11 protein-coding genes and 1 tRNA gene are annotated in these 11,649 nt (G+C 41.7%); 7 read left to right on the top strand and 5 right to left on the bottom strand.

The genetic code is table 11. The features are described from left to right. Positions 1-59 precede the first annotated feature (59 nt). Positions 60-662 (bottom strand): RNA polymerase sigma factor, encoded by a 603-nt coding sequence (locus J7I42_RS22750; protein ID WP_209141177.1) that lies wholly within the window; start codon positions 660-662, stop codon positions 60-62. A gap of 332 nt (positions 663-994) precedes the next feature. Between J7I42_RS22750 and J7I42_RS22745 the strand changes: the two genes are divergently transcribed. The 4 genes from J7I42_RS22745 (at position 995) to J7I42_RS22730 (ending at position 6,307) form a co-directional block, all read left to right on the top strand. Further along, on the top strand, positions 995-1,561 hold the full coding sequence (locus tag J7I42_RS22745; RefSeq protein WP_209141176.1) for an RNA polymerase sigma-70 factor: 567 nt from the start codon (positions 995-997) through the stop codon (positions 1,559-1,561). A gap of 50 nt (positions 1,562-1,611) precedes the next feature. Continuing rightward, the gene (locus J7I42_RS22740) at positions 1,612-2,613 is read left to right on the top strand and encodes a FecR family protein (protein WP_209141175.1); all 1,002 of its coding nucleotides are present in this window, start codon (positions 1,612-1,614) and stop codon (positions 2,611-2,613) included. 100 nt (positions 2,614-2,713) lie between these two features. Then, a complete protein-coding gene (locus tag J7I42_RS22735) occupies positions 2,714-5,266 on the top strand; it encodes a TonB-dependent receptor (RefSeq protein WP_209141174.1) in 2,553 nt (850 codons plus the stop codon). 3 nt (positions 5,267-5,269) lie between these two features. Further along, entirely contained in the window at positions 5,270-6,307 is a 1,038-nt protein-coding gene (locus tag J7I42_RS22730; RefSeq protein ID WP_209141173.1) for a DUF4249 domain-containing protein, read from the top strand. Positions 6,308-7,246: 939 nt separating this feature from the next. On the opposite strand, the gene J7I42_RS22725 is transcribed toward J7I42_RS22730, so the two are convergent. Then, positions 7,247-7,720: a 23S rRNA (pseudouridine(1915)-N(3))-methyltransferase RlmH gene (locus tag J7I42_RS22725; protein ID WP_209141172.1), complete on the bottom strand. Its 474-nt coding sequence runs from the start codon at positions 7,718-7,720 to the stop codon at positions 7,247-7,249. 171 nt (positions 7,721-7,891) lie between these two features. On the opposite strand from J7I42_RS22725, the gene J7I42_RS22720 reads away from it, so the two are divergent. Further along, positions 7,892-7,968, top strand: a tRNA-Arg gene (locus J7I42_RS22720). Between the two features lie 212 nt (positions 7,969-8,180). Next, positions 8,181-8,624: a hypothetical protein gene (locus J7I42_RS22715; protein ID WP_209141171.1), complete on the top strand. Its 444-nt coding sequence runs from the start codon at positions 8,181-8,183 to the stop codon at positions 8,622-8,624. Positions 8,625-8,649: 25 nt separating this feature from the next. On the opposite strand, the gene J7I42_RS22710 is transcribed toward J7I42_RS22715, so the two are convergent. Beyond that, positions 8,650-9,570 (bottom strand): recombinase family protein, encoded by a 921-nt coding sequence (locus J7I42_RS22710; protein WP_209141170.1) that lies wholly within the window; start codon positions 9,568-9,570, stop codon positions 8,650-8,652. A gap of 91 nt (positions 9,571-9,661) precedes the next feature. Further along, entirely contained in the window at positions 9,662-10,246 is a 585-nt protein-coding gene (locus J7I42_RS22705) for a hypothetical protein (RefSeq protein WP_209141169.1), read from the bottom strand. A 345-nt stretch (positions 10,247-10,591) separates the two neighbouring features. Here J7I42_RS22705 and J7I42_RS22700 point away from each other — a divergent pair, with 345 nt between their 5' ends. Next, positions 10,592-11,293, top strand: coding sequence for a hypothetical protein (locus J7I42_RS22700; RefSeq protein WP_209141168.1), 702 nt, complete (start codon positions 10,592-10,594; stop codon positions 11,291-11,293). A gap of 65 nt (positions 11,294-11,358) precedes the next feature. On the opposite strand, the gene J7I42_RS22695 is transcribed toward J7I42_RS22700, so the two are convergent. Next, a complete protein-coding gene (locus J7I42_RS22695) occupies positions 11,359-11,649 on the bottom strand; it encodes a DUF6881 domain-containing protein (RefSeq protein WP_209141167.1) in 291 nt (96 codons plus the stop codon).

Genomic DNA, 11,649 nt, shown 5'->3' with positions numbered 1-11,649 from the left:
CGGGGGCCGACTGCCGGTTTCAGGTTCAATGAACAGTGAACTAAGAATTGGATCTATGATTACATTTTCAGATTGTTATCGGTCATTACCAGAAAGCATAACAGTGCGGTAAGCATACCTTTTTTTAACAGGTTGGTACGTATCAGTTGGATGGCTTTGGCCCGTTGCACCCAAACGGTGTTGATCGAAATCCCCAATAGTTCAGCTATTTCATCGGCCGACCTGCGTTCATAGTAGATCAGCTTAAAAATTTCGCTGCAGCGATTGGGAAGTTGTTCAATCTCAAACTCCACTTCGCGCAGCACTTCCGCATGCACCATATGACTCAGTGCATGTTCTTCAGTTTTTTCCTGTAGTCTGTTCAGTTCTCTTTTTGAGGAGTGTTGCCTTTGCGAATAACGAAGATAATTCAAACAGGCATTACGGGTAGTAATGTACAAAAATGCTTTGATGTTTGGCAATGTATCAAAGGAGTCGTGCCGGTTCAACAGTTTCACAAAACTGTCGGCGGCAATGTCCTCCCCTTCCCCTTCATTGTCAACCAATCGTTTTGCAAAAAAACAAAGGCTTGGGAAAAACATATCATACACGGCCCTGAATGCATTTGCATCACCTCTTTTAAACTCCTGTAAAAGAGACTTGTCCTGAAAATTATGTTTCATTCCTCAATACGTCCCCCTTCCTGCGCAACCAGGTTGGTTTGAAATTTATTTGCAGTTATTAAAATCCCCCTCTTTGTATGTAACTAAACGAATATCGAATATTAAAGCTTACAGCCAAAATAAGTTTGGTAAAAATTACCGGCAAGACAAATAACCTGTATATATATGTTATTTTCTCTCCATAACTCAGGACTGCCCACTATTAAGTAACACCATTTCAGTCCTCCTCCTTTATTGCACATTGCCGGGTATCTTGTATATTGTGGCATCATCCTATACCATTGCCATTGTACTTTTTATTACATTTAATGAAATGATTCCCGTACGCCCATATGCACGAGGCTGAAAAATTATATCGATTATTCCAGGAAACCTTTTATAAACATTACGAACCGCTATGCAAGTATGCTTATACTATTGTAAAAGAACCGCATAGTTGTGAGGATATTGTTCAGGAGACCTTTTTGCGGGTTTGGGAAAAAAAGCAAAATCTTATTGGGTCAGAAGAACTGACCTGGTATTTGTATACTGCCATCCGCAACAATTGCCTGAGCTTTCAGGAAAAAAAACAAAAAACGGTGCTCGGCGATTTCAATGGCCAGGAGATCATTGATACACCCGGGGAAGAACGCCCCAGCCCTTCCGCTACTCCTGAAGCCGATTATGATACCCTTTTAAAGAATGCGCTCGAAAACCTGCCGCCCAAATGCCGGGAAGTATTCGTATTAAGCCGGGTGAGCAACCTTACTTACAAACAGATCAGCGATTCACTTGGGATTTCTATAAAAACGGTTGAAAATCAAATGGGTAAAGCATTAAAGATCTTACGGTCCTACATCCGGAAAAAACAGGGATTGACAATTTTTCTGTGCACAATTTTTATGTTTTTGACGTCATAAAGTAGGGGTAAACAATAATTTAATGTTTTTACAACAGCACCACATACTGAATGAACGAAAAAGATCATATAGTTAGCCTTATAGCAAAACAACTGCAGGGATTAGCCACTCCCCAGGAATTAGCTGACCTGCAACAATGGCTGCAATCAGACACGGCCTGTCAACAGGAATTTGATGACATGGCTGTTATTTGGCAAAAAAGCGGCCGCTTACTGGCTGAACCTCAATTTAATGCGGATATTGCCTGGGCAAAACTGGACGACCAGATCGCCCAATTAACAGCCCGGGACAAAAAGCCTTTTCACCTCATTATTTCTGGATTTTTCTCCTCTACCTCAAAAGCTGCGGCCGTTATTTTAATAGTGGCGGGTATGGCAGCGGGTGGTTATTGGTGGCAACGCTCCTCTCAATGGCAATCTTTTACAGCGGTAGCCCAAAACGAAAATATTACACTGCCCGACCAATCGGTGGTAACCGTACGCAAAGGCAGCACGCTCCAATACCTGAAGCATTTCGATAAAAAAGAACGCCGGGTAAAATTGACCGGTGAAGCCTTTTTTACCGTACAACATAATGAACATCAACCCTTTTTAGTAATAACCGATCATGCTGAAGTAAAAGTGCTCGGCACTTCTTTCCTGGTTCATTCCACCGATGCAGACGATGAAGTAGTGGTAGTTACCGGTAAAGTGAATGTAGCTGATAAAAAAGAACACAATAATCAGGTTTATCTCACCAAAGGTCAACGGGCTGTTTTAAAACAGGACCATCACTTTTACCAGGATCAGGTAGCTGACACTAATTTTTTAGCCTGGAGATCGGGCCAACTTAATTTTAATAATACCGCACTTCCACAAGTGCTACAAGATATCTCTCATTACTACGGAATTATAGTAGATCTGGACCCCAGTTTGCCAAATTCTGCCAACACCATTCCCGTAACTGTTCATTTTAATAACCAACCTCTGGAACAGGTACTGGAAGAACTCAAGCTGATCACCGGTTTCCAAGTAAAAAAAGAAAAGGATAAAATGTTATTTTATCGAAATTAAATTAGTTCTTTGTACATATTGGCTTAAAAAAACCAGGTGAATCGCAGGCTATAGCTTGAGTTATAGCATGAAAAGACTGTATTGCATATTTTTGGTTCTTATGATTTGTGTACAATTAACCCAGGCTCAAAGGGTTAGTTCATTTGCGCGTTCCTATAATCCATCTTTTCAAAAAGGCTCCATTCGTAATTTTCTCGACGACATTAATCAGCACAGCCCCACTATTATTGAATATTCGGCCAATTTTTTAGATACCGGCAAGGTCATTACTCTCACCGGATCGCCCGAAACCATTGGCGAAGTGCTGCACCAGGTACTGGCAGGCCAAAAGATAAACCTGATTGAAAAAAACAACAAGCTGATAATTACTCCGGCCCCCAATCCCCTGCCGGAAGATTTTTTTATTTCCTGGTATTCGGTTTACGGTATCATTAAAGAAAATGTGAGTGGCGAGCCCCTGGCCGATGCCACTATCTGGCAGCCAGACCGGCAACGCGGCAGCTATTCAAACAATCATGGTTACTATACCTTATTGCTTCCCGAAGGAAAGAATGTATTGTATCTCTCCTATGCCGGTTACAAAACCCATCAGGTAGAGGTAAACCTAAAAGGGAATACCCTCATGGACGTTTACCTGACTCCCAAAAATGACATCGAGGAGGAAGTAACGGTAACAACCACGCCGCCGGCCGCCGAAGTGGAAGAAAATAAAGCGTCCAAAGATGCCGCCGGTTACGACATCATTCTGGGTGAATCGGATGTATTGCGATCTTTCTATTTAGACCCGGGTGTAAAGAATATTCCTGAGATCACTTATGGAATGCTGGTACGTGGTGGCAGCCCCGATCAAAATATTTTTCTGCTGGATGGGAACCCCATCTTCAACCCCACCCATTTATTGGGCACGCTGTCGATCGTAAATAAAACATCGCTGAAATCGATGTACCTGTACAAAAAGAATTTTCCGGCACGATATGGCGGCGGGTTATCATCGGTGATCGATGTAATGACGAAGGATGGAAATATGCAGAAATGGCAAGGGGAAGCCAATGTTGGTTTGCTGGCCGGTTCTTTTACCCTGGAAGGACCCATAAAAAAAGACCGCTCCTCCATTATGGTATCGTTCCGTCAAAGCTGGATCAACCCCATTTTGCGCATGCTTAAATCGGGCATAGATGTTAACTTTTATGACCTGCATGTGAAGTACACCCAATGGCTGGGCAAAAAAGATAAGATCATGGTGAATGCCTATGCGGGGCACGATGCCATGCAATTACACCAGAACTATACCAATAACCAGCAAAACTGGGGCAATAAAGCCGCCACCTTAAACTGGAACCGGCTGATCAGTTCGCGGGCCTTCATCAACTCGTCCTTTAACATCAGCAATTACGATAACCTGGCCGGTTTCCGGTATAATCTATACGATAGTTTAGGCCGGCTGGTACAGAACCGGGTTTACAATACCTACTCCAGCATTAACCAATATACAGCCCGTACTGCCCTGGAGATCTCACCAACCAACAATATAAAAATAAACGTAGGCGGCAAGGCCTCCTATACCCGTATTCGCCCATTCGATACCAATGTATCACCCGAATTTATTGACCGCCCCGGCGATTTCAGCGCGTTTCCTCCTTTATCATTCCGCGAACTGGCGCTGTTCTATGAAAACGAGTTCAGGACCGGCAAACAATTCTTCCTGCGGCCAGGGGTACGCCTTTCCTTTTACGAGCACAATAATTATAAATATACCTCCTGGCAACCGCGCCTGTATGCGGTGTATAAATTTGATCAACATAACCAGCTCGATGCATCCTATAACCGGATGACCCAGTACCTGCATATGGTAACCAACCCATATATGGGTATCAACAGCGACGCCTGGGTGCCCAGCACCGGAGAGTTGAACCCTGAAGAAAGTGATATGTTCAACCTGGGTTTCAGCCATCGCAACAATAGAAAGGTGTCTGTTTATGCCGACGTATATTATAAACAAATGAAGAATGTGACGAATTACGCGGAAGGACAAAACCTGTTCTTAAATACGGCTGACTGGGGGCAAAGCGTAAAACTGGGCAAGGGCTGGGGATATGGACTGGAAACAAAAGCTGAGCACGTTAGCGACAATTGGTATTTACATGTAAGTTATACTTTGTCGTGGAACTGGCGGCAGTTTGCAGCCCTGAATAATGGAGCAAAATTTCCATTTAAATACGACCGCCGCCACGAGATCAATGCTGCTGCCACATACAAATACAATAAGCACTGGAGCTTCTCTTCATTCTGGATGTTTGCTACCGGTGATGTATATAACCTTCCCAACCAGGTATATCCCGACTTTGATGATGCACAACAGATCAGTGATCCGCTGGCGCCCCGGGAATACCGATTGATCTATCATTCATCTACCGCTAAAATGTACCGTACACTGCCCTATCACCGGTTAGATGTATCGGCCAGCAATTATCACAGATTAGGCGGCGGCCCCTTACAATCACGATTAACAGTAGGAGTATATAATATATATGGGTCACCCAGCCAGTATGTATATGACCTGGAAGGCACCCTGGGTAAACGGTCGCTGGTAGTAACTACCAAATACCAGTTCTTTAAGGTAACACCTTACATTTCCTATACCGTGGCATTTTAAAACATGATAAAAAACAGCGCAACATATTATTTTCTGCTTTTGCTGGTACTTGTTATAAGCGCCTGTAAAAAGAATTTCTCGAGCGATCAGTTCGAGGATGACAAACTGGTAGTGCTGGCAGAGATCACGGCACAGGATTCTGTTAAAATACCCATTGGCAAAACCATAAAGGTTGAAAACGGCAGCCTGATCAGGTTCGAAAAAGTAAACGATGCCACGGTTACAATAACTGAAGAAAATGCCGCCAGCTGGGTATTACAGCCCAATTACTCTCAACAATTCATCAACAATCCTACGTCGGTATTTACCAACAAGAAACGGTTTAAAGCCAATACTACGTATGTGTTAGAGATCAATCACCCAACCCTGGGTGTAGTAAAAGCATCTACGCATATTCCCACGTTACCTCACCTGATCGCTACAGACAGCGCCTCTACGCAGTACTATGATAAAGATGTGTTAGCGGTGAATATTACCTGGAAAGATTCGCTGGACTATGATGAGTTTTATATTATTGAAGCCGTAAAAGAAATGGTGCGCAACAATCACTTCTATATTAATCAGGGAAAGCGCTATTCATACGATACCCAAGCAGGCAAGGATTTTTATGAAACGGTAAAAAACACGCCAGGTATAAGGATCCTGACCGACACGGTTGGTTTGAACAAGTATACCCGGTTGAATTTATATACCGAAGACGGCCAGTCGGAAAATGCCAAACTGGACAAACTCACGAACCCATTCAGACGTATTTTCTTTCCCGATGCAACATTCAATGGGGAATACTATAAAACAACTGTGTATATAGATAAACAGTTCTTTGTTGATCCCAAACAAAAAGGCCGTGTTCGACTGCAGTTAAAATCGGTAAACGAGGAACTGTACAAATACCTTAAGTTGTACGAAAAGTACAAAACAGATTTTGGTTCGGTACCTACCAACCAGCTGGTATCCCCCACCGGCAATATTGTAAACGGGTTGGGAATCTTTGGTGGATCGGCTAAGCGGGAGAAGATCTACTATTTTGATACTTTACAGTAAAAAGAAGCTTTTGGACAACTAAGTCGCCGGACGTGAATCGGCAGACGGCAGACGGCAGACGGCAGATGACTCGCGACTGTCTAGATTAATACCAATTTGCGCCGCCCGATTTTTCCTACTTCCTTCGTTCGCCGAAGCCTTGGCGTAGGTGACCTACTTCCCTGTCACCCTATCAACCATATCAACTTCCTCGTCAACTGGTCAACTGATCAACTGGTCAACTCCCGACTTCCTTTCTCCAATAAATCAAAGAACTACCGTATACGAATACAAAGGTACCCATTACCTTCACACGACAACTCCATCATGGGACGGGCTTCGGAAACCGCTGTGACGGGCTTCGGAAAACGGTGGGACGAATAGCAATTTCTCCACTGAAATTTCATTTTAAGTGGGACGGTTCAGCAGAAACCGGTGGGACGAATGGTCGAAAACCGGTGACGGTTTTTATTTCCTTCGCTTTGCCTATACTGATCCTTCACTATTCCTATACTTTACCTCCATTGAATCAATGGAGGAAATGCGGCACTAAAGTGAGGGAATTGTATAACTATCAAGAGACCATCCAGGTTACTCTATACCTACAAAGCCCGGCAACCCGCTTTACCGGACCAGGAATGTGGTGTAGTTGTCTGGGAGTTGTCTAAGTATTGTCTAGGGATTGTCTAGGTATTGTCTAGGTATTGTCCAGGTATTGTCTGGATATGGTCATGGGATTGGCTCCAAGAGCATCCTCAGACACTCCCTGGAGAATTCCGGTGCAATACCCAGGCCATTAGACTACCATTACGCTCTATACAAACCCTGTATTCCGCCCACCAAACAGGAATATTACCTGGACCTAACAGGCATAAAATCCCTTCCAGGTCCCTGGCTGGTCCCTGTGAAGCCATGAAAATGCCGGTAATGGATCACTAAAAATCCCTGACCCGTTAGCCGTTAACTGTGGTGGTATTTTTCATTTCTAAGAATAGTGCAGGCACGGTATAATTGTTCGGCGAGGATCAACCGAACCAGCTGATGAGGGAATACCAGTTTGGAGATTGACCAGGTTATATTGGCCCTTTTAAAAACCGCTTCATCCACCCCATAAACGCCACCGATGAGGAAAACGAGGGTTTTAACGCTGTCATTGGCCCGGGATTGCAAAAACTCTGCAATTTGAGGAGAAGTATAAGAATGGCCACGCTCATCAAGCAAGACCAGATAATCGTCTTTCTTGAGCCATTCCAGAATGGTCTCCCCTTCTTTTTTCTTCAGGTCCATTTCACTGAGCATACCCGCGTTTTTAGGGGTGGGGATCAGATTCCATTCAACAGGGAAATACTTCGATAACCGGCGGGTAAAGTCCTCAATCCCCTCTTTTACGTAAGACTCGTGGTTTTTACCAATTGACCAGCATTGAATTTTCATAACAATGACCTTTTAGGTGATAACGCATTTGATATGCCAGGGGCAAGATAATCAATGTGGCCTAATGGCTGGAATTCAGGGTAAAAGGAAAATTTTATTTAGAATTTTAGATGTTTTTTTTGGGTGGAATATCAAATAGGTATATTTTTGCCGCCCATTCACGAAAAACACGGCCCCGTAGCTCAATTGAATAGAGCATTTGACTACGGATCAAAAGGTTTCTGGTTTGAATCCAGACGGGGTCACCAGACAGGACAAGACGGATTTTTTCCTCTTGTCCTGTTTCTTTTTTGGCGAAACAGCTTCATTGAGCCGGGTGGTTCGAACTCCAAATCCGTCAATCGTTAGATTTTCATTGGGTTGCTTTATCAATGCACGGTACATCGGGATAATTTAAACCCTATCTGAGTTGTATTTGTGCTAAAAAAAGCTGAACTTAACATTATTTGACAAAAAACAGATGACGACTATTGACAGCATGTTTGAATTAGCAACGGACCTCAGGGACAATGGGGAGTTGAAAACTTCAGTCGAAGTATTGTTAAAAATATTGGACAACTACCCGAATGATAAAAGTTTAGGTATTGTTTATTCAGTATTAGGGGGTGTTTATGATGATCTAGGAGAAAGAAATAATGCGTTGCATTCTTTTAAAAAGGCGACCGAGTTAAATCCAGAATATGAACTTGCATCATTGTGGCTATATGTCACTTACGCAAGTTTGGACAGGGACGAAGAAGCAATTTCAGAATTATTTAGATTCTTAAAGCAATTTCCTGCTAAACTTTACAAGACCACCCTGGAAGAATTAATTGACGGCTTGAAAGATGGCTACATGACTAACTACAAAAGCGAAATCATAAGGTTAGCTAAACTCAATGGAGTAAGCCCTACCAACAAATAACATTAATCATAAATAAAAGGCAATTTTATAACAACCTCAGGACCGGCTGCTTTTCCATCATCCTGCACAAGGTCGTTATGAAAAGGTTTTTATCGAATGATCTCCTGAATTTGACAATACCTGCATAAACGCTCTTCCTAGTCAGCCTTTGTCGGCCGCCCAGCACGTCCTGCACCTGACAGAACAACAATTCAGAAACCAGCGGTTCATGTTGTGCCTTTACGGAGTGCGCTTCTTCGTCCTTATATTTTGGAATTATAATTTTGCCACAATACAGCGGGTTTCTAATATTCATCCAGAAATTACTTTTGGTACTCTTTAGGCCCTTTTCTTTCGCCTTTTTGTAAATCTGTTCGGCATTAAAACATCCCTCTGCCAGCGTCTCAAATGCCCATTTCATGATGCTGGCCTGTTGTTCGTGCGGTTCAATGTATTTCTTTCCGGCTTCGGAGTTTCGGTTTATATAACCGGTTGGGGCAATGCCCAGGTATCGACCTTCTTTTTTAGCCCGGCGCATTCCGTGAAAAGTATTCAATGCCCGGCGATCGTTTTCAACTTCCGGTGCGGCCAGATAAAAAGCCAGCATCATCTTATTTTCAGGTACGGAAAGATCTAACGGCTGTTCTACGGCCTGGGGTTCAATTCCCAGCTTTCGAAGGGTACTGATCATCTGGTAAGCATCATCGGCATTGCGGCTAAACCTGTCCCATTTGATGAATAGTACCAGGTCGGCGGTGTTCTTATTTTTTCGCAGGAAAATAAGGTACTTGTTCCATTCTGGCCGGATAAAGGTTTTTGCCGAATGATCTTCATATATGACCTTCCGTACCTCGATGTTTTGAATTTGGCAATACTTGCGTAAACGCTCTTCCTGGTCACGTTGTGAGTAGCCTTTATCTGCCTGCTCATCGGTACTCACCCTAATGTACAAATCTGCAATCTTCATGCACGTACTTTTTTATAAAATTTATTCGAAATTTTTAATCTTCAGGGTTCATTGCACCAAAACAAAACTTTGGCCCGCTACCGATATATATTTAATCTGCAACCCGACTCCAATATTCACCCGAATATGTCTTAAAGCCAAGAAAGCCAAATTGTCGATTTATATATAAAACCTGTACATCTCCTTGATTCTTTAATCTTAGAAATGATTCAAATACATAGTAATGATCTATTTTAAGATCGTTAATCATTTTAGCACTATCATTTATTGGTGGCAATACATTATCAGCAAAATAGTATAAGTTATTAAAGTTTATACCCAATGTACTAGCACTATCTTCGGGATCCTTATTAACAAATATCTCATTAGGTCTTTCCAATAAAGTCGTATCTCCACCAATCTCCTTCACATTTATTTGCAGCAATCTATAGGGAGCTTCGTTTATAAACCACCCTTTCTCATTTTTAAACACTGAATCAAACTTTGTTATTGTAAAAACCTTTTTATTTCCATTAAATTTTTCAAATGAAAACGTATCCTTTTGGCGTAATGAATTGAAAAGCATTAAGAAATTAGGATCTATATTAAGTTTTTCATCTGGAAAAACTTTAGAAACGCAGCTATTGGCAATGACTGCAATAATTAATAAAATGAACCCATTTTTAAAACCATGCATACGCTTACTTTTGTAGATAATTTGAAATAGCTATGTTAGCTAATTTCCGTATAAAGTTTAATATAGCCGTAGCTACTTCAAGGGTAATTATCGTTCCCCGTTGGCGCAAAAAATCCTGAACCTTTTGCGGTGTTAACTTATCCATCTTACCTCCCTCATTTTTATCGTTCGCACTGTCCTGTAAGACAACCCCAATACTAATATACGGATGTTTTGACAGTATTTCGTATTACCAAAACTATTTTGTGTTAAATTGCATTGATTTGACCCCAAAAAGTTTTGACACCGACAGGAAATCTTATAAACATGCTTACATTCGTTAAGCAGCGTTAAGTGAAGTAAACAATGGAAAAGGAATACCAGGTAACATATAAGACGTATTACAATGACCGCCTTAAGCAGACCAACTTTCATGGTAAGTTGATACATCCCTTATACGTGCAGGTGACTTTTGACAGGAAAAGTATCTTTTTTAAGAGCTTCTTTTTTGATCTGTTCTCAAAGCCTAAATATGGTGCTCGAATTGGAGGTGAGGTTTTCGGCCCTGATGTAAAGGATATTATTAAAAAGGAAGAATCGCTGATTGAGTTCATTATTGATAAGAACCGGGATAACTTTTCTTTAGACCTATTCAAAACGGAATATGCCTACTATGGCCGGGATCTGCTGGATATGATGGAACCTGGCTTTCTGGAATACCTGTACACCTTTTTACATGATGAGGGTCTACCCTATTTGGCTGAGACTGTAAACCTGGGTTCGCTTACCTGTAATTTATATGACCTGGTGCTGGACTTTAAAAGAAGCCTGAATCCTAAGTTATATCAAAAACTGTGGGAGAACTCGTTTTATTACAGTCCGCCTTATTTGGTGCTATGTGCATTTAATGAGAATCCGCAGCTGACGTTGTTGAAGGTGTTTACGGTGATGGATTGGGAGCAGGCAGGCGTTAAGGACAGTTTTGTTGAATTTGTTAAAAAAAATTACCCTGCCACAATTTCTGTTAATCTGATTAAGGAAATTGACAAAATAGTAAAAAGCATATAACCCTACTATTTGCTCTTTCTTTTTGAATTCAGATTTCTGTACTAAATCTAATCCATGATGACAGCCTAACCCTTTTTTAAAAAACCTATATACTCTGCCCAAACTTCTTCAAATTCTTCTTTAGTGATAATTTGAGCCAAAAATTCAGGTTCACTGTTTATTTCTTCTATTGAAGGAACAGGTTCTAAACCCAATTTTGTTCCTCCAAATTCAAAATTAGCATCTGCAAGACCAAAACTACCATCTCCATAAACTTCAACCTTTCTTATCTCATTTCTCTCATTATCAAGCTCACTATAAAACAAAATAGGTTCGTCTACCAAATCATGTATCCAAGATGCTTTAAAATATTCCAT

Origin of the sequence: Niastella soli (assembly GCF_017742245.1) — a bacterium.
Classification (GTDB): domain Bacteria; phylum Bacteroidota; class Bacteroidia; order Chitinophagales; family Chitinophagaceae; genus Niastella; species Niastella soli.
The sequence above is the reverse complement of the archived record's forward strand: the minus strand, read 5'-3'. Positions and strand labels throughout refer to the sequence as shown.

Bases quoted from the DNA above. Each gene is read 5' to 3' on its own strand.
- J7I42_RS22750 (WP_209141177.1), bottom strand. From the start codon at position 662: ATGAAACATAATTTTCAGGACAAGTCTCTTTTACAGGAGTTTAAAAGA.
- J7I42_RS22745 (WP_209141176.1), top strand. From the start codon at position 995: ATGCACGAGGCTGAAAAATTATATCGATTATTCCAGGAAACCTTTTAT.
- J7I42_RS22740 (WP_209141175.1), top strand. From the start codon at position 1,612: ATGAACGAAAAAGATCATATAGTTAGCCTTATAGCAAAACAACTGCAG.
- J7I42_RS22735 (WP_209141174.1), top strand. From the start codon at position 2,714: ATGATTTGTGTACAATTAACCCAGGCTCAAAGGGTTAGTTCATTTGCG.
- J7I42_RS22730 (WP_209141173.1), top strand. From the start codon at position 5,270: ATGATAAAAAACAGCGCAACATATTATTTTCTGCTTTTGCTGGTACTT.
- J7I42_RS22725 (WP_209141172.1), bottom strand. From the start codon at position 7,720: ATGAAAATTCAATGCTGGTCAATTGGTAAAAACCACGAGTCTTACGTA.
- J7I42_RS22715 (WP_209141171.1), top strand. From the start codon at position 8,181: ATGACGACTATTGACAGCATGTTTGAATTAGCAACGGACCTCAGGGAC.
- J7I42_RS22710 (WP_209141170.1), bottom strand. From the start codon at position 9,570: ATGAAGATTGCAGATTTGTACATTAGGGTGAGTACCGATGAGCAGGCA.
- J7I42_RS22705 (WP_209141169.1), bottom strand. From the start codon at position 10,246: ATGCATGGTTTTAAAAATGGGTTCATTTTATTAATTATTGCAGTCATT.
- J7I42_RS22700 (WP_209141168.1), top strand. From the start codon at position 10,592: ATGGAAAAGGAATACCAGGTAACATATAAGACGTATTACAATGACCGC.
- J7I42_RS22695 (WP_209141167.1), bottom strand. From the start codon at position 11,649: ATGGAATATTTTAAAGCATCTTGGATACATGATTTGGTAGACGAACCT.